General features: G+C 63.1%; 18 protein-coding genes. 5 read left to right on the top strand and 13 right to left on the bottom strand.

What is annotated here, in order from left to right:
- Positions 1-191: 191 nt before the first annotated feature.
- The 6 genes from JOF47_RS07525 to JOF47_RS07500 form a co-directional block, all read right to left on the bottom strand.
- Positions 192-746, bottom strand: coding sequence for a GNAT family N-acetyltransferase (locus JOF47_RS07525; RefSeq protein WP_209996996.1), 555 nt, complete (start codon positions 744-746; stop codon positions 192-194).
- 153 nt (positions 747-899) lie between these two features.
- On the bottom strand, positions 900-1787 hold the full coding sequence (locus JOF47_RS07520; protein WP_209996995.1) for a class II glutamine amidotransferase: 888 nt from the start codon (positions 1785-1787) through the stop codon (positions 900-902).
- 308 nt (positions 1788-2095) lie between these two features.
- Positions 2096-2443: a VOC family protein gene (locus tag JOF47_RS07515; RefSeq protein WP_209996994.1), complete on the bottom strand. Its 348-nt coding sequence runs from the start codon at positions 2441-2443 to the stop codon at positions 2096-2098.
- Between the two features lie 78 nt (positions 2444-2521).
- Positions 2522-2818 carry a hypothetical protein gene (locus JOF47_RS07510; protein WP_209996993.1) on the bottom strand — a complete coding sequence of 99 codons (297 nt, stop codon included), beginning with the start codon at positions 2816-2818 and terminating at the stop codon, positions 2522-2524.
- 327 nt (positions 2819-3145) lie between these two features.
- Positions 3146-3490, bottom strand: a complete 345-nt coding sequence (locus tag JOF47_RS07505) for a cupin domain-containing protein (RefSeq protein ID WP_209996992.1) — start codon at positions 3488-3490, stop codon at positions 3146-3148.
- A gap of 90 nt (positions 3491-3580) precedes the next feature.
- Positions 3581-4936 (bottom strand): flavin monoamine oxidase family protein, encoded by a 1356-nt coding sequence (locus JOF47_RS07500; RefSeq protein ID WP_209996991.1) that lies wholly within the window; start codon positions 4934-4936, stop codon positions 3581-3583.
- A 1025-nt stretch (positions 4937-5961) separates the two neighbouring features.
- Between JOF47_RS07500 and JOF47_RS07495 the strand changes: the two genes are divergently transcribed.
- Positions 5962-6735, top strand: coding sequence for a potassium channel family protein (locus JOF47_RS07495; protein ID WP_209996990.1), 774 nt, complete (start codon positions 5962-5964; stop codon positions 6733-6735).
- A 645-nt stretch (positions 6736-7380) separates the two neighbouring features.
- Here the strand turns inward: JOF47_RS07495 and JOF47_RS22490 are convergent.
- The 7 genes from JOF47_RS22490 to JOF47_RS07460 all read right to left on the bottom strand — a co-directional run bounded on the left by JOF47_RS22490 (position 7381) and on the right by JOF47_RS07460 (position 15241).
- A complete protein-coding gene (locus tag JOF47_RS22490; RefSeq protein WP_377737972.1) occupies positions 7381-7797 on the bottom strand; it encodes an MFS transporter in 417 nt (138 codons plus the stop codon).
- Between the two features lie 170 nt (positions 7798-7967).
- A complete protein-coding gene (locus tag JOF47_RS22305) occupies positions 7968-10496 on the bottom strand; it encodes a helix-turn-helix transcriptional regulator (RefSeq protein WP_209996989.1) in 2529 nt (842 codons plus the stop codon).
- A 234-nt stretch (positions 10497-10730) separates the two neighbouring features.
- A complete protein-coding gene (locus tag JOF47_RS07480; protein WP_209996988.1) occupies positions 10731-11939 on the bottom strand; it encodes a cation:proton antiporter in 1209 nt (402 codons plus the stop codon).
- Positions 11932-12570, bottom strand: coding sequence for a hypothetical protein (locus JOF47_RS07475; protein ID WP_245356650.1), 639 nt, complete (start codon positions 12568-12570; stop codon positions 11932-11934). The genes JOF47_RS07480 and JOF47_RS07475 overlap by 8 nt, the downstream gene beginning before the upstream one ends.
- Positions 12571-12627: 57 nt before the next feature.
- The gene (locus tag JOF47_RS07470) at positions 12628-13020 is read right to left on the bottom strand and encodes an SHOCT domain-containing protein (protein ID WP_209996986.1); all 393 of its coding nucleotides are present in this window, start codon (positions 13018-13020) and stop codon (positions 12628-12630) included.
- A 183-nt stretch (positions 13021-13203) separates the two neighbouring features.
- Complete coding sequence (locus tag JOF47_RS07465; protein WP_209996985.1) at positions 13204-13701, bottom strand: hypothetical protein; 498 nt, start codon at positions 13699-13701, stop codon at positions 13204-13206.
- Positions 13702-14164: 463 nt separating this feature from the next.
- The gene (locus JOF47_RS07460; protein WP_342592731.1) at positions 14165-15241 is read right to left on the bottom strand and encodes a class II glutamine amidotransferase; all 1077 of its coding nucleotides are present in this window, start codon (positions 15239-15241) and stop codon (positions 14165-14167) included.
- A 114-nt stretch (positions 15242-15355) separates the two neighbouring features.
- Between JOF47_RS07460 and JOF47_RS07455 the strand changes: the two genes are divergently transcribed.
- The 4 genes from JOF47_RS07455 to JOF47_RS07440 all read left to right on the top strand — a co-directional run bounded on the left by JOF47_RS07455 (position 15356) and on the right by JOF47_RS07440 (position 18247).
- Positions 15356-15781, top strand: coding sequence for a basic helix-loop-helix domain-containing protein (locus tag JOF47_RS07455; protein WP_209996984.1), 426 nt, complete (start codon positions 15356-15358; stop codon positions 15779-15781).
- A 130-nt stretch (positions 15782-15911) separates the two neighbouring features.
- Positions 15912-16280, top strand: a complete 369-nt coding sequence (locus JOF47_RS07450) for an SHOCT domain-containing protein (protein WP_209996983.1) — start codon at positions 15912-15914, stop codon at positions 16278-16280.
- A gap of 175 nt (positions 16281-16455) precedes the next feature.
- Entirely contained in the window at positions 16456-17010 is a 555-nt protein-coding gene (locus JOF47_RS07445; protein WP_209996982.1) for a potassium channel family protein, read from the top strand.
- A gap of 151 nt (positions 17011-17161) precedes the next feature.
- Positions 17162-18247, top strand: a complete 1086-nt coding sequence (locus JOF47_RS07440) for a carboxylate-amine ligase (RefSeq protein WP_342592730.1) — start codon at positions 17162-17164, stop codon at positions 18245-18247.
- Positions 18248-18313 lie beyond the last annotated feature (66 nt).

The raw sequence follows: 18313 nt of genomic DNA, 5'->3' as shown, positions 1-18313 counted from the left end.
GGGGGTTCCCGTAACCGCTGTCAGTGACAGCTGCGAGACTACTGCGCTGCGCCTGTGCGCAAAGGTTGGTGCGATACCTTTCGCGTTAATCCCGGGTTCGAGATCGACGGATTTCTCCTCTTTATACGCGCCCGAACCGGTGGAAACCGGCGATTGGCGTCTCCGGCCAGTGGTGGATGGTTCGGGGGCGTCTATCCAACGTTGAGCTCAAGCACGGTTTCCAATCCGTCTTCTTCATCCCATTGTTCTCCGACTACGCGGAAACCGTACTGATCGACCAGGTTGCGCGACGGGGTATTGTCCGGGCGGATGCTTGCCCGCACCGTGTTCACCCGGGGATCGTGTCTGGCGGCATCGATCAACGCCAACAGGGAATACCGTGCGTAGCCCCTTCGGCGGAACAGGGGGTCTATCGAGTAGCCGATTTCGACCATGCCCGTCGCGTCCGGTTTGCCGTGGAATCCCGCTCGTCCAACGACCGTCCCCGTTCCTGCGTCAACGACAAGCCGGGTAACCCAGGGCGCTTCTGTGGGATCCATGGCGATTTGCCCACGGCGCCTGTGCCAGACGCCTCGGCATTCGGCGGTTGTCAGGTACGGCGTCAGGCCAAGGTCCGTCAGGGATCTGGCTTTGGCGAGGTCGCCGTCGGCAAGGGCATCGAGTACGTCCCGTGGCACTTGCACGAGCTTCACCCGGACGCCTGGCGACGAGGGGGCCGAAGTCCACGGGTCGGCAGTGATGGTCATGAATCCATATTCTCAAGCTGCACAGTCATCGGTCTCCTTAAAGAAGTGGGTGAGTCTCAACGGCTTCGCCCATTTGCCAACAACCCGATTCGAAGAAATGTTCGAATCGGGTTGTTGGTCGCGTGAATGACCCCATGGATTCTCGATCCTTGTTCAGGACGACCCGGCAAGGCGCTGTGGATGCTGGGAGGCTGCGGACTTGGGGTCCAGCTGCTCCAGTGTCACCAGTCGAAGAGGGTTTTCGGGCAGGGGGAACGTGGATTCCACACCGAGCCCCCTATCGATGTGTAGCAGTTCGCCGGACTCCATCAGGCGCCAGCCGGGATCCGCATTCATCATCTCCGTGGCCACGATGACGGACGAGCGTGCGGCCAGCGCAGGGCTGTGTGCATGGATCCGGTTGCTATGCATGACCAGCGGTTCGCGGGGCAAGTTGTGTTCGATGCGTCGCTCCAGAACGTAGAGCTCGTGCGTTCGGGGATAGCGCACCGCCCAGAGATCGGTGGCCGTGGTCAGGATGAAATTCAAGCTGTAGACGGGAAGGCTGTCCGAGATCCAGGCAAGTGCGGCGGTGATCCCCGCGGCTACGTCGCCCCCGGCCCGGCGTGTTTCCGCGGTGGTCAAGGCGAACACTCGCTCGCTATCGGTTTGGCCCAGGAGCAATTCCGAAGTCCCGCGCAGGGCCAAATGCCTGTCAAGTTCCTCGAGGCCGCCCAGCACGCCGTTGTGGGCGAAAAGGCGGCCGTCCTGCACAAACGGATGGGTGTTCTGGGGAGTGTGTCCGCCGGTGCTTGCGTAGCGGACATGGGCGAGAAACGTGCTGCTCTCGAGGTGCTTGGCTTCGAAGGCGAATTCGGAATCATGCCACGCCGAGATCGGTTGTTTGCTGATGAACGGGCTGCCGTCCGGGGCGAACGAACCGATTCCCGTGCCGTCGGGCTCGTAGTGGCTCTGGCGTTGCAGGCTGTTGGGAGCCTTCAGCAGCCAGAACGAGGCCTTGGCTGGGTGTTGGCCCGCATGCATCCCGAATAGGCGGCACATTTTTGTCCCTCCCTTGTGGGGGATTTGCTGCTTCCCTCGTTGGCTTGCCCCGCATTGCGCCTCAACCCACACTGTCCTGTGGGTCCGGTTTTATCAAGAGTCGAGTGGCGCAGTCCAACGAGTCCGAGTGCCCGTCCTATCACCATGTCCACCGACGCTTTGCCCGAGGCGGACATGGTGCTCAAGTGATGGGTACCGGGCGCCAGCGGCATATCGGCGAGCGCCGCTTCCCCGAGCGCACGAACGAAGCCGGATGGTCTGCTCGGGTTCGGTTTCAGGCCTGACAAATAGGACAGGTGTCCGTCGGGTTAGTCCGATTGCTTCGGGCGCCACACGCCGAAGCGGTTGCCCCGCGGGTCAAGCAGGCGGGCGAACTCGATGGACCCGTTGTCGACGTGGGGGAGTGCAACGCTTGCGCCGAGCGACTGGGCCCGGGCAATGGCCGCCCTGACGTCGTCGACCTGCACATAGAAAACCGCCCAGGAGCCGCCACCCATCGGCGTGGTGTCCCACAGTCCGCCCTTGTCGCCGTTCACCATGCTGTACCCGGCCGGCGAGGGCTCGCCGAACGTCCAGTCAAAGAGCGAGCCGTAGAACCGTTGGGCCTCCTCCGGGTCGGGCGTACCGATTTCGAAGTAATTCGGGATCTCGGGCATGGCCGTCTCCTTCTCCACTTATGCCACAGTGCGCAAGAAAGCCGCTGCCAATCAAGTTGGCAGCGGCCTCACGCTTCGCTAGGGCATGACCTTGTACAGATCGATGACGGTCTCTTCGGGCGGCGACGTGAATCCGCCCTCGATGCCTTCCTGCAAGCGGGGAAGGAGTGTGCCGTCGCGGAACTTCTCCCAGCTCTCCTTCGATTCGTGGACGGCCATGATTGTCCAACCGCCGGCGGAAGAACCACCAGCGTGGAAGATCTGGCCCTCCGGCAGGCTCCCGTCTGCCGGGTGGACCGCGGCAAGTGAAACGTCGTATTGCTCCTTGGTGCCTCCCGGGAAGAAGTGCACAACTCCGTAGGGCGTGGATCCCATGATTGTTCCTTGGACGAAAAGGGATGTAGCGGACACCCCCAGTAATAGACCCCGCCCCTAGGGGTGTCAAGGAGTTGGGGCGGGGTTTATTACCGTCACTCCGCAGAGCTTCCTGTTGGTGGGTACCCGGAATGTAAACGACGACAAGAACAGCACCATGTCAACGATCATCGTCGGGTCCGCAGCATGGCAGACGTACATGTCATCCGCGAAATACGGGCACTGCCCCGTTACCCCTGGATCATTGATGTCGGGGTAACGGAATCATTCCGGAATTACTACAAAGGTATCGGGGTGCAACCGGCCCGACTTGCGGGCCGGTTGCTTTCAGGCCATGACGAAGAATTTCACAAACGGAGACCGCGTCCGCCAGGTGGCCGTGAACCCGTCCGGGAACGAGTAGATGCCCCCGGGGACGAGCTTGATCCTCTCGCCGTCGGGGGTTTCGAGCTCGGCCTCGCCCTCGATCACGTGGAAGGTGTCGGAGCCGTGCACGTAGTAGGGGAACTCCGCGCCGTTGTCGGGGCCGATCCGCCACAGCCCCGCCACTGGAGCGGCTTCTCCCTCCCCGCGGAGCCAGTGGACCTCGCCGGTCTCCCGGCCCTCGAGGATGAGCGGTTCCCATGACCCTGCGGCCACGGTGGAGCTCCGGTATTCGGTGGTGTTTGCCATGATTCCTCCAGATAAGATGGTGGCCCGCGGTTGCTCGGCCAATGTTTGTTTTGTGATGGTTCGACGAAGCGGACCGGCAGTGGCTCGTGCCTAGCCCTTGCCTGCGCCCAGGTACTCGTCGATGTCGCGCGCCGCACGGTATCCGCTCTCGATCGCTCCATCGATGAAGGAGCGCCACGCGATCGCCGAGTCGGCACCGGCAAAGAACAGCCGGCCTTCCGTGGTGCGCAGGTCCGGCAGGATCTGCGCCAGCTGCCCGGGCCTGTAGATGCACCAGGTGCCGAGCGCGAGCGGATCGTTTACCCAGTCCCACCCGAAAATTTCTTCCACCTCAACGCCCGGCAGCAGCGGCTGCAGGGCTTCCTGCATGCCGGCCACATCGTCGAACCCGGCCATGGGCAACTTGTCCGGGTTGGCGGCGAACGCGACCAGCCAGCTTCCCTCCGCGCCGTGGCGGTAGGTCACCGCCCAGTTCAGCGCGTGGGCTTCGGGAGCCATCACGCTGACGTTGCCGATGTCGCCCTTCACCCGCACATAGGACTTCATGCCGGCGCCGGCGTGGCGTTCGGTCGACGCGGTCCGCTTGATCTCGGACAGGGGAGGATCGAACTCCACGGAGTTGAGGACATTCATCGGGAGCGCGATGAGGCCCACCGGCGCACTGATGGTGTCTCCATTGGCAAGCTCGACGCGCACCTCCCCGTCGGCCTGCGCGACCCTCAGCACGGGCGTGCTGAGGCGGATGTCGGCAAGCCGTGCCTGCTCCGCGATGGAACCGATCAGCTCCCGCGTCCCTTTCACAAGTTTCGTTGCCGTCAGCGCTGCCATGGCCTGCTCCACGCTCCACCCCGACAAGGCGTAGGTCCGGAAGAACTCGGAGGCGGCTGCCTGGTCGAGCGGGCCCAACGCGACCAGGCAGCACATCGTCTCCACCCAGTCGCGCACCTGGGGGGACAGCTGCAAGGTCTCGAGGTGCTCGCGCATCGATCGATCGCCGTAGCCCTGAGGATCCGGACCCCACGTTTCTCCGTACGGCTCCGGGAACAGCGTCTTGCCCGGTGCGCAGAACTGGTCGAGCGCCGCGACTCCCTGTGCGACCTCGTCGTCCGACAGGTCCACGATGCGGCCGCCGGACACGATCGCCTGCCGCAGCCCTTCCGGGGCGGGAAGCGGTTCGGTCTCGAGACCGTAGCGGTTGATTTCGGCCCATACGTTCGGCTGCGCGGGGTGGACCCAGGTGCCGCCGAGTTCCATCGCGTGCCCGTCGTGGTCCGCCGTGTAGGTCCGGCCGCCCAGCCGGTCGCGCGCCTCGACCAGCACAGTGCTTCGCCCGCGCAGCGACAACTCGCGAGCGGCCGTCACCCCGGCGAACCCGCCGCCGACAATCACGGCATCAGGATGAATATTGGAGTTTCCCATGGTGCGTTCCTTTCGATCGACTGCCATGAACCCGGTGCCCCTCCCATGCATGGAGATGGCCGCAGAGAAGCGAGCCGCTGAGGGGGTGCATTCCTGCCTCGCTGATGGCCGCAGGTAGGTTAGTTTCATTCCACACGTTTGGGATGCCCGCAGTCATCATCCTTCGGGAATGAAACCCCATATCAGGAGTCGGAGCCGCCCCTGCCGAGACCCGGAACCCTGCGACGCTTCCTCGACGCGGATGCAGTTCGACGCCACGACGAAGGACTACGGGCAGCGGCGGACCGCCGAGGGTAAAGGCATCAAGGAGATCCGCCGGTGCCTCAAGCGATCCATTGCCCGGCGACTCTTCAGGAAACTTCAAACGCTTATGCCTTGACTCGAAGCATAGAAGGGTCAGAAGTCGCCTGCACTGAATGTCCAGAGTCTTCTGCACTTGCGGTGACGACATGGCGTGCCGCTTTTTTTGTCACTCAGTGGAGAGACCCGGGCTGACCAGCCGTTGGAGACAGAAGTCCCGGAAGGCGTGGGCGCGGTGGGTGAGGTGTGCTTGGCGGATGCTCGCTACCACGACGTCATGCGGTGGCTATGACGACGGCCGTCACTTCCGCTATTGTGCAAAATGAGCTGACCTCAGCCGCCGGTGCCGGGCGTAGCACGCTAGAGGCAAAGGATCGCGCGCAGTATCTGTCCGAGGCCGTTCAGCCCGGAAAGTAACCAACGCTGGCCGGAGCGCTCAGCGGGCAACATGAGCCCGCGGGGCCTGACGAATTGTTCATCAACATCATGACTACGCATCTGGTTGGCGCAGCGGTTCCTGTTTCCAGCGGTGTCGCCCGAGGCCACAAGAGCCGCCAATCCGAACCAAAAGCACAGCTAATACTGACCCAACCAGATCGTCCACTAGCGTTGTGGGCGGCTTGTTGACGGCCCTGCCTTTTCCGGGGGAGAGGCGCCTGCTGATCGGCGGACCGGCAGAGTCGGCCCCTGTCACAAGGACCGGGCACCCACGGCGTGGGGACATCCCGGGGGCAAAGTCCTAGGATTCAGTCATGACTCAAGAGACGTGGCAAAAGTATACCGAGTGGCCCCTCCTCGGTGCGGCTTTCCTCTTCCTGGCGGCCTACTCCATCCTGGTCATTGTCGAACCGCCGGCCCCCTACGCCGCCGCCCTGGCAATTGCCATTTGGTCAACCTGGTCTATTTTCGCCGTCGACTACATCGTGAAGTTGCTCCTTGCCCCCCGGCCGGGCCGGTGGTTCATCCGCCACCCCCTGGATCTGCTCATGGTGGTGGTCCCGGTAGCGCGGCCATTGCGGCTCCTGCGCCCACTCAAGCTGCGCCAAGTAATGGACCGGGCCCCGGGCACTGCCATCAGAACGCGCGTCATGGCCTACGTCCTTGTCTCCGCAATCCTGCTGATCTACACCGTCGCCCTGAGCGTCCTCAGTTTCGAAAGAAGCGCCCCGAACGCGAACATCACCACGATGCGCGACTCATTGTGGTGGGCGGTGGTCACCACCACGACGATCGGCTATGGCGACTATTACCCCGTCACCGCTCCCGGCCGGTGGGCTGCGGTCGCGCTGATGATCGGCGGGTTCGCCGCCTTGGGCATGGTCACCGCGACACTATCCTCCTGGCTCGTGGAAAGTGTGGCCGCCGCAACCGATCGACGGACGGAAGCAGCCGAAACATCCAGTAGCGGGGAGCTTGCCCGCCTCACGACCCAGATAGGGATGCTCCAGGACCAGCTGGCCCGCAGGCAGGGGCCAATCGAAACCGACAGCGGCCACGCCGAAGACACACACAAGGAACCAGGGTAGGGAGTTGGCGCTGGAGATAACAAATACGACTTGCCGTGTAAACGGCCACCCGAGACCCGCAGGGCCAGCACGGCCCAGGACAGTCCCGCATTCCGGGCTCGGTCGACGGCCAGTGATGCCACCCTCTCCAGAGGGTGGCGCCGGACACCCGGGAGGCGTGTGAGGGGTGTCGTTTTTCGAAGTCAACCGCACTGGTGTCCGAAGGCCTATGCAATGCGCCGGGGCGTCCGTAGGCCGAACGGTCCGGGAACGCCAACGAGGGCCCGGGCTTGGGGAACCCGGGATCCTCGTTGGCGCCGCCATGGTGGTGCGGCGCTCGACCCGAATTTCCCGGGCGGGGGAACCCGAAAATCGGGTCGTTCGGCTTTCCCCGTGGGCCCTGGGTACCGCCTTCGCAAACCCCACGCCGACATGGAATCCCAGTTTCAGCCGTGGAACGATTGTCCCGGCCGAACCCTGCAAAAAGCTTTGAAGCTCCAGGACCGTGGTTTCCAGCGCCAAGGGCCGCAAAGTTGGACACCGTGGTCTGCAGTTGTTCGTGTGTCCGGTACAGCCAGTCGGCCGTATGCATCGGTCCCGGCCCCTTGGTGGATGTCCGCCGGACCCGGTTCGACCAGGATCCCTGTAGCTACAAGGGCAATAAACCTACAGGCGGGTGTCGTGTCGCAGGAAGACCGCGCACACCACGGCGATGACGGCGATGAGGAACGTGAGGGTCCCGAGCCCGGCGGCGAGGCCAACGGTCGTGGCGACGGCCCCGAAGATCAGCGGTCCGCCCGCGTCGCCGGCCTCCCGGCCGAGTTCCGCCGACCCCATGGTGCGTCCGATCCGTTCCGGTGGGGTGGTGGCGGCGAGGTGGGTGAAACCCAGGGGCATGGTGATGCCGATGCCGCGGGACAACTCAAGTTGCCCAGTGGCATCGTCTGCTGCCGGATGGCCAACGATATCCATCGCCGCCAACGGGCCAATGACAGCATCCTGCCGCCGCAAACGTGCCCACTCGTCATCCGGCAGGCGCTGCAGGCCCCGCTCGGCAATAATCCGATGTTCCTCGGTTGTCACGGCCGGCACAATCCGTACTGGCGGCTCTTGACCATATCTAAGGTTAGTGCGGACGACTTCTGAAAACGACAGCCTCTGTCCAGTCTGCGGCTCCACATGGGTCGGCGTTGGTGTGCCAATCCCGGGCGGCAGACCGGTACGAGCCTTGGATGTATTCCGTCCATGCGAATTCAGATCAGCCCTTGCTCCAGAGCCATGCGGATGGCCGACCTGCGGCTCGTGACGCCGAGCTTGCGATAGATCGATCTTTGGTGTGTCTTGAGCGTGTTGACAGAAACGAACAGGGAGTCGGCGATTTCTGCAGCAGTCAACATGGATCTCATATAGACCAGTACTTCTCGTTCACGTTCCGACAGCGTCCCAAAGTAACGCTGACTGCGCTGAACCTGCTCAGACGGATGCTTCGCCAAGATGGCTGCGATGAATGCATCGTGGTCGGTTCCCCACACCAAATGCTGGACCAGCAGCGGGAGTAGGTCCGGGCGCCGTTCGACGAAGGGTCGCAGGATGGACTCTGGTTCGGAGCACTGGACTGCGTATTCGAGTCGCTCGTGGGCAACTTCAGATTCTCCGGCCGAATGGGCGATGAGCGCCTCTGTCAGAGCACCACTGGCTTGGACATATGGTGGGTTGGATTCGTCCGCGAGGGCTCCCAAGCACGCCATCGCACGGCCGGGTTCGCCAACGGCCCTGAGCAGTTCGGCGATCAGGACGTCGGCCAGCGGGGAGACGCCGCCCTTGGTCAGGGGGCGAATGATTGTTGCGACTCCTTCCATGTTGCCTTCCGCCTCACGCAATTTGGCCGTGGCGACCACCCTCAGGGCCGGCCATTGCGAGTCGTCGCGTTGCCGGGCATCGAACGCTTCGAGTGCCGCCGCCGACGCTGCGATCCCGGCGGAGTCACCGGTGGCGCAGTCGACCAGCACACGGTAAACGATGGTCAGCGAGTCGGCCGGAAACGGATCGCTGCCGACTTCAAGCGCCTCGGAAAGTTCGGCGTCGGCGCGGGCCAAGTCATCTTGCCAGTATCCCGCCACGCCCCGCGCGACCTTTACCGGGGCAAGGCGTTCCCTACAAGGCCATGAGAAGGCCTCGGCCTGGTCGAGCAACGCCGCGCCTTGTTCTTCGGCGACGGCGAAGTCGCCGTTAAGCGAGAGCGCCAAGACGAGCTCTGCGCCAGCGCACAGCTCGACAGTCGTGAGGCCGTTGGCCCTGCCCAACGCGGTGGCCGCTTGCAATAGCTCGGTCGATGCCCGTCCCGCAGAGGGGGATCGTGCCTCGGCCCTGCCCAGCAAGAATAGTCCGTTGGCCAGCGCGGTTGAGGGGTATTCCGTGGCACGGTCTACAAGTTGCCGGCCCCGGAGCACCGCCGTTCCGGGGGCCCCGCTGCCGAGGATGAACAGTTCGAACAGCGTGCGGTTGGTTTCGAATCGGTTGCGGCGCCGGCCGCCGAGGGCGCCGATTCCATCCAGCGCACGGCGGAGCAATGCCACCGACGAGGACAGGTCGCCCGCGACGCCGCGGCAGCATGACCGGATCAGTAGTATTTCCGGATCCTCGCTCCAGGGAAACGGCAATTTGAGGCAAAGCTGTTCAAGGGACGCCGACCCACCGCCCAGCAATACCTCCAGCCAATGTTTCCCCATCGACTTCACTGCCGTTTTGGGTTCGTTTCCGAGCAGGGCTTCGGAGACGCAGGTGAAGACATCCACGTCTTGGTAGTACCGGGCCGCGGAGCTGTGCAGGGCCTGGACGAGAAGGGGGTCCCGATGGGACAGGATGGCGCGGCACGTCGCCGCGAAGAGCGGCTGCCAACGGTACAGGACTTCGGGGCCGCGGCCGCGTTCCTCCTGAAGGAAGATGCCATTGCGCAGGCAATGCGCCAGCCACATGGCGCCATCGGAGTTGCCGTTCAGCTCGATGGCCAGCGGGCCGCTGATCGAGTCGCCCGTGGTGGCGCGAAGAATGAAGTCGGCCAGCGGACCGGGATACCGGGCCAGCACCTCCTCGGCGACGTAGTCCAAAAAGGCCCGCCGAGGCTCCGGCAGGAACGCGTCCACAGGGGCCGCGCGTCCCTCCCGCAGGACCAGGCCCTCCGTAATGGCAATGGGCCATCCCGCCGTCGCCTTCCAGAGCCCGGCGCCTTCCAAAGCCCCGTCAAATCCGTGTACCGACAGCAGCTCGCAGGTCTCCTCCAGCGTGAATGCGAGCGCATCGGGCCCTATGTCGGTGACCGTGCCGCGTAGCCGTTGTGCGGCGAGGGACAACGCAGGGTCTCCGCACGAGGAAAGCACCAGATGCAGCTGGGGAGGCCCGGACCTGACCAGTGTTCCAAGAAGTCCGCCGTCCAGGGCGGGGCCAGCCAGGTGGAGGTCGTCGATGACCAGCGCCATGGGTTCGGAAAGCCGCTCCAGCGCCCGGACGACGCCGCGGTAGTCCTCCGGCGGATCCTTGCCCGGGTTCGGCTCAAGAAGCAACAGCGCGTCGCGCCCCGGTCCGCGAAGGTTCGCCGCAGCCTGCTGTAGCGCTATGACGACCCAGCGGTACAGGTCACCGGGATCGTCATCGGACAATTCGAGGGACAGCCACGCGCAGGCCACATCGGTACCGCGCGACCAATCGCCCAGCAACGTTGTTTTTCCGTAGCCGGCGGGCGCGGAGAGCACGGTCGTTCTGTGGGAGCCGTCGGCGAAAGACACGGCTTCTTCCAGCCGCCGACGCCGCAACGTTCCAAGCTGGTATTCGGGTGGACGGGTCTTCGCATGCGAGCCGGACGGCCCGGTTGAAACCGGTGTTTCCCTCACAAGCTCCACGGTAGGCGCGGAACTGGGCGCCTACAACCCTTCGGGACACTCGACCCGGATCGAGTTGTTGCACATTCCGCCGCGGAACGCCGCCCTGGGCCGATTGCGGAAGAACCCTCTGCTGTGCGCTCAGGCTTCGCCATCCATGCTTGCCTTCGGTTTGACCCGGGGAGAAACGCCGGGCAAAAGGCTGAGGGCCGTGAGGGGGAAGAGCAGGCACGACAACATGCCTGCACCGACGAGGGCCGCCGCCGTCGCCGCCGACAGGACACCCTCCGTGACGCCGATCCCCGTGATCGCCACGATCAGCGGCAGGCCGGTCGCGCTGAAGAGCCCAAGGGAGACGCGTTGACGCACCGCGGCGCCGTGCGGAGCCGCAAACGCTCCGGGTATTCCGCGTACCACGAGCAGTGCCACGAGGAACGCCGGCACCAAAAGGAGCGCGGTGGTTGAACTCACCAAGGCGGCGAGGTCGAAGGTGACTCCGGTGGTGACGAAGAAGATCGGCACCAGGAAACCGAAGGCCACGGCTTCGAGCTTGGACTCGACAAGGTGGCGATCCCCCTTGCTCGCGCCACGGAGCACGACGCGGCTCAACACACCGGCGGCGAATGCACCCAGAAGCATGTCGAGCCCCATGGCGATGCTCAAAGTGACAAGCGCGATGACGACAAACAGCGCGATTCGCACGGCGAACTGCCCGCTGGTGTGCAACGTGGCTGTGACCAGTCGATGCAATCGTGCGTGCCGCCGACGGCTGGCCACGAGGATCGCCCCGACAGTGATCACGGCGAACACGATGACAACCACAAGGGCTTCAGCCGGCCGTCGTCCGCTGAGGAACAGGGAGATCGCCAGTAGCGGCCCGAACTCGCCGAGGGCTCCCACTGCGATGGCCGAGGTGCCAAATTTGGTTGTGAGCTGTCCGGCGTCGCGAAGCACCGGCATGATCGTTCCCAGCGCGGTCGTGGTGAGCGCGATTCCCACGATGAATCCCGCTTCCATCGACGGAAAGAGGAGGAGTCCGATGCCAATGCCCAAGACCAGCGAGCCCACCCAACCGATGGATGCCCGCCGGAGAGGACGCCCGCTGATTTGGGAGAAGTCGATCTCGTTTCCCGCCATGAAGAACAGCATGGCCAAGCCAAACTCGGACAGCAGCTCGACGTGGTCGTTCGCCGTGGCCCACCCCAGGATGCTGGGTCCCACGGCTATTCCCAAAAGGATCTCGAACACCACGATGGGGATGGGCGCGACTTTCCCGGCAAGGCGGGCAAGCGCCGGGGCGGCAACCGCGACCGCACTGATCACAAGAAGCGAGGTGACGTCCTCAAGCATGTGGGCCACCCCAAATCGGGTCGAGCACGGTTTGTGCAGGAACCACTGGTGCCGGTGCCGATCCACGACTTCGGTCTTGGTCCCGGGGCTCTGATGCGCACCCCGCGGGTTCTGAATTGCCACTTACCGTGAAATCTTCACACGTCATGAATGCCGCGTTGTTCACACCGAGCAAATAGGCGGAAACCGCAATGAAGAGCACCGAAGCGAGGACAAGGACACGGCGCCCCATCGTCAGCCCAGAACCCAGCTCGGGCCAAATGATGCGAGACAACACCCACATCGTTGCCGGAATACCCACGACGGCAACGGTGCTGCCAAGGATATCCGTCAGCACGTCAAGTGTGCCTCCGTCGTTCGTGCCGGCAATGGCGAGCACCAGCCACAGGGAGGGCACCAGCAAAGCGACCACCCTGCGCGTGCGATAACGCCCCCCGTCGCGACGGAATATGACGACCAGCAATGCCGCTGTTGCGGCGGCCCAAACGGACAGGACTTGATCGAAGAACAGCCTTCCCCATGCACCCAAGGTGAACGAAGGCCACCAGATTGCGACGCACATGCCGACGGCCACGACGACTTGGGCCCGGGCCGGCGTGCTAGTGACTGGTTCCATTTCTTCTGAAGACATCACGCCACAGCACCTTGTTCTGCATTGCGGGCTTTCCGGTCGCCGTCGCCGTTCCGCCTAGCCACCCAGGGCTCTTTCCTTGAGGAGGGTGTATTCCTCGGTGGTGATGGTCCCCGAGTCCAGCAAGGCGCGAGCCTTGGTGATCTCGTCGCTGGGGCTCGCGCCACCGGCAGCTGATCGGATGTATTCCGATTGGGCTTCTTGGCGGGCGATGTATTGCCGTTGGTTCCGCGCCGCCATGCCATCCCCGCGCGCGATGAGGTACACAAGGATTGAAATCAACGGGACGAAGACAAGACAAACAAGCCAAACTGCTTTGAGCCAGCCGTTGAGGGCCTTGTCCCTGAAGAGATCCGAGACGACCGAGAAGAGCATGAGCAGAACCGCCATGAAGGCGTAAATCCAGAACAGGAACCAAAAAAAGTCCCAGAAACCAGTCCAGAAGTCCATTTTTACTCCTTATTCGAAGGCGCGTTCCCGAAGGGTGGCATCCAGGTCATTGCCGATCGCCCGCCGTGGGTTTGCCTGTGATGGTCTCACTGGCGGAGAACCGACCACGAAGTCCTGCATCTCGGGAAAGAGCGCGTTGGCCGGCCCGAAAGGCTTTGAAGCCTTCCGGGCCGGCCAACGTGTCTAGCACTTGAGTTGGCTCTCAAGGCTGTTCAGCGACGTGTCGACTGCGTCGGCTTGGTTCTCCAGTTCCTCGATGGCGTCCGAGACCTTCGCGCCTTCCTTCACGCTTTCCACCGTTGCCTTCAACCGGTCAACCTGGGTTTTTAGTTCAGCGACCCGTTCTTGGGCGACGTCTTTCACCTCAGCAACGAGGGCGTCGTAGGACATGACCACTTTGTCCCGTGCCGCACCGACCTGCTCGAGCGTGGCATCCGGGGTCAACGTGTTGTGGAACTCGTCAAGCGACGCAGCCAAGGCGTCGGCAGACGAACAGACCGGTGAGACCGTTTCCGTGGGGACCGGTGAAACCATTTCCGTGGGGACCGGTGAGGCCATGTCAGTGGGGACCGGTGAGGCCGATTCTGCGGGGGGTTGCGGTGCGCATCCGGCCAGGGCAAGCAATAGTGCTGCCGCAGCAAGGGCCAGGGGGCCCGCCGTTCTGGATAGTCTGTGTTGCATTGGGTTCTCCTTTGAACAACAGATACGGGAAGCTTCGCTACTGGTTCCCGTGTTCTTGTGTCTCGAAGTATCCGCCGGTACTGCCAACCGGCGCGTCACCCGGCATAGGTGAGATTCCTGTCGGGCATCACCTTCTCAGGAGCAAGTAGGCCTACAGGGATATGGACGGCATCCGGGGGAGTCTTGCCGTGAATCATCCGGAACCTGATGCCATGGAGGCCAGGACCGACCGGCCATGGGTGTTGATCATCACAAGAAGAGATCGTCGCGACGGCGTGCTGCCGCAGCACACCCGTGGGAATCGGTTCGACATTGAGCGCCCACGGCAAAACCCGTGCTGCACAGGAACCAGAAATTCCATCAACCGGAGTCAATCGAGGAGCCCCGGACCGGGTTGTTTCACCCTGGTAAAGCTTTCCGTGAAGCGGGGCGGCTCGCGGGCGGAACAACACCGCAAGGGTAGTCAGTTCACGATGGGGGAAAAAGGCGCAAGCTCGATCGTCGCGCCGTGCACCAGCAGGCTTGAAGACTCGGGAACCTCGTGCCAAGCACCCTCCATGGATCCCAGCGGCTCGGAAACCACCAAACGCGCGTCATCCGAGAGTTTTCCCAGCAGTTCATTGGCAGGATGCAGGGTGCGAAGCGCCGTAATGTCCGTGCTGCAGTACAACGAACGTGACTTGCCCGCGCTGGAATAGCGGAAGGCCCACGTCGATTCCCCATCGGTGGTCGCCACCGTCATCTGGATGGGGTACTCGATTCCGTGCTGGTGCCCTGTCTGTTCAATGAAACCGACAGCCGAGGCAACCGCTGCAAGCGGATCCCGAGCCAGGCCAAAGGTCAGGGCCAAGTAGAAGAACAACTCCGAATCCGTGGAACCCTCGATTTGAGGGAACAATTCCGGGTCTACAGCCAGGGTCAGATCGCGTTTCACCCGCGAGAAGTCGGTTATGAGCCCGTTGTGCATCCACAACCAACGATCGTGCCGGAAGGGATGGCAATTTGTCTGCTGGACCGCGGAACCGGTGGAAGCGCGGATGTGGGCAAAAACGCGGCCTGAATGGGCCTGGGCAGAAAGCTCCCGCAGGTTCCGATCGTTCCAGGCGGGCTCCGCGCTGTGGAACACGCCGGGGCGGGGCGAGGCCGAATACCAACCGACACCGAAGCCGTCGCCATTCGTCGTTTCGGCGCCCATGGTGGAGTGTTTGCTTTGCACCACGAGCGAGTGCTCGGGTCCGTACAAAAGGTCCTGAAGGTTCACGGGGGAACCAGAGTATGCAAGCCAGCGGCACATGAGTAATCCTTTCCAACAACTATCACAGCACGGAACGACTTTCAGTGAATCACCTGTGTCGGGTGATAAAGCGCGGCAGCGGGTGGCCGCCGCCGCGCTGCCGGGGTCGAGGGGCGGCGGCCGAAACCGAACGAAAACCGCGACGTCGTGGCCGCCGGTCGCGACGTCGCGAATTTGGCAAAGACGCAGGCTGCCGGGCGGAACACGTGCAAGCAGGCTTGCACGAAGTTTTCCGTGGTGCGGCAAAAGTCATCCAATATGTGTGGCGCGCCAAGCCGGATCACGTCGCATAGTGGGATATACCACAATTCGGGGATCGGCAATGCTGCTCCCCGAATTGCGGTTCCCGAGAGGAGGGTCATGAGACGCAAGCATCCAACCTTTTTTGGCGCCACGGTACTCGGCGCTGCAGCAATCGGTCTTGCCCTGGGCGGTTGCACCTCCACAAGCCCGGAGGAGAATGTTTCGCAAGCCTGCACAGCTGCAAACAACATGTCGTCGGCACTGGTGGAGTTCAGGAACGCACTGACTCCGGAAGCGACCATCGAAGAACTTCAAACGGCGCGTGACAAGGTCAGCGACGCCTATGACTCACTGTTGGCGGAAGCCGAGAATGTGGCACAGGATCGCATGAACGAACTCGAGTCCAGCCTGGGCGAGTTCCGTTCCGCCGTCGAGTCGGTGCCTGACGACACCAAGGTGCCGGTCGCGATTGACTCCCTGCGGACCGAGGCAAACGACGTTGGCACTGCCCTTGACTCGCTGCGAAGTGAACTGAAGTGTTAGCTTCACCGGTTGCCGGCAGCCCGCCGACGTGCCTCTGAGCGGGAATCGGATGTTCCACCTGCACGGGGACAGCCTCCGATGACCGACCGCTATGCACCGCTCCATGGGCACCTGATTTGAAGGAACGAGAATGGACTTCTGGGAGAATTTTTGGGACCTGCTTTGGTTTACGTTCTGGTTTTACCTGGTTATCGCGTTCGTTGGCGTCCTCTTTTGGATCGTGGGAGACCTCTTCAGGGACAAGATGCTCAATGGCTGGTTCAAGGCATTGTGGATTATCGGGTTGGTGTTCCTGCCGATCGTTGGCAGCCTCGCATACCTGATCGCACGCGGCGCCGGCATGGCGGAGAGAAACCAGCGGTATACACAGGCCCATCATGTCCACCCAGCCGCGGGGGAGAGCCCCGGCGACGCGATAACGAAGGCGCGTGCCTTGCTCGACGCAGGGAGCATCACGTCCGAGGAATACGAACTCATCAAGGAAGGGGCGTTGACCTGACAGGTGCAGCATGTAGCGGGCTGGCACCCGATACGGAGCCGACACCGTAAACCAAAAACCACCCGCGAAAACCGGTTCGTCCAACACCGGCCTCCAAGACCGTATCTTGGAGGCCGCCCGTTCCACGGACCACAGCGTCAGGACGCGACACGACTCCGGAGAGTGAGGACAAATCATGGCACGACGGAAGGCCCAGATCGATTTCAAAGATCTGGATAGGACCCGAAGGATCCAAGTCACGCTCCTAGCGGTCGTGAGGCTAGTCCTCGTACTGACGGCAGGGATGCTGCTGTATTTCCTGATACCCGTCGACGGGTTCAATGAAGTCGATCCCCTTGCAGCATGGGTCCGGCTAACCGTGGTGAGTTTGGTGTTTCTGGTGGTGCTGGGACTGCAGGTCCGCATCGTGGTTGCCGCCGGCGTTCCGCAGGTCCGAGCGGTGGAGGCGGTGGTGGAATGCGTGGTAGCGTTCCTGCTCCTATTCGCCTTGCTGTATTTGTCCTTGTCTACGACGGATCCGTCGTCGTTTAGCGAGCGCCTGGACAGGGTGGACGCCCTCTACTTCACGTCCAGCACTTTCGCCACCGTCGGCTTCGGCGACATTGTGCCCGTGACGCAATTGACCCGAGTGCTCGTGGCCATCCAGATGATGGCAGGAATCGGCGTACTGGTCATGATTGCGAAGGTCGCCTTTTACGCCGCCAAGAAGGGGCTGGGCCAAAAACCGTAAATTGTGGCGGGTCGCACCAACGGGCTAGGGAACGTCCCTCGCTTGGAGTCATTGGCCGGCAACGTCGTTCGAGGACACTCGGCGGCAGCCACCCGAAATGCCGCTGCGAAGCGCTGCGGCAAAGGAAGGATCGTCTTGAGGAGAATACGACGTGCGTAGATTCGGCATAGAAGAGGAGTTCCTCCTCGTGGACGCCCAAACGGGCCTGCCCGCAGTCCCGGACGAGAGTGCCGTTGCGGCCCTTATGAACATCGAAGGCGGTGGAAGCAGCACCAGCAGGGAGCTGCTCTCCTGCCAGACTGAGAGTGCCACGCCCATCTGCACCAACGCGAAGCAGGCCTTGGAGTCACTGCAGGGGTATCGGCGGGCATTGGCAACGGGAGCCGAGTCGCTGGGGTTCCGGGCGGTGGGGATCGGCACCGCACCCGTGGTCCCCGAGCATCCTGCCACGGTGGCCGACACTCCGCGCTACCGAGACATGGCGGCCCGTGCCGCGGGGATCGTCGATGACCAATATGTCAATGGACTGCATGTGCATGTCGAGGTGCCGGACCGGGCAGCCGGGGTGAGGGTTCTGAATTCCCTGCGTCCGTGGCTGCCGCTGTTCACCGCTATCGGCGGGAATTCCCCGATGTGGCGGGGGCGCGACAGCGGCTTCGCCAGCTGGCGGACCATCCACTACCGCCGGTGGTCGGTGCAGGGAATCCCGCCGTGCTTCGCCGGTATCAACGACTACGACCTGCGGCTTAAGCGAATGCTCGCCACCGATGTCGTTCTTGACTGCGGCCACATCGCATGGGCCGCCCGGCTTTCCGACACCTACCCGACCATCGAGGTGCGGGCCTCGGACACCCAACTTGAAGCCAAGGATTCGGTGCTGATTGCGTTGTTGATTCGTGCCGTGGTCGGTGCCGAACTCGAGGATCCTGCCCAACCCGATGGCGTGGCGGATCCCGAGATGCTGGATATCGCCCTGTGGAAAGCCGCCCGCGACGGGCTGGGCGGCGAGTTGATCGACCCGGGCGACGGGGAGAGCCGCCCTGCCGAAGAAATCGTGGGTGTCCTCATGGCGAGAATTGAACCGGTGCTTTCCCGCCACGGAGACTTGTCATTCGTCGAACGCGGGTTGGCCGGACTGTTCGAGAACGGCACGGGAGCCCAACGCCTGCGGCGGGTACATGCTGACGTCGGGATGCCTGGGCTTTTGGACTACGCGGCATCGGCGCTCCTGCTTTAGCGCTTGCCCGGTGTTCGGTGCTGCGCCGAGTAAGCGGGGTTTCACGTTGGTGTCCGCCGCCTTTGG

It is taken from the genome of Paeniglutamicibacter kerguelensis (assembly GCF_017876535.1).
GTDB lineage: Bacteria > Actinomycetota > Actinomycetes > Actinomycetales > Micrococcaceae > Paeniglutamicibacter > Paeniglutamicibacter kerguelensis.
This window is presented reverse-complemented; position numbering and strand designations above follow the sequence as displayed.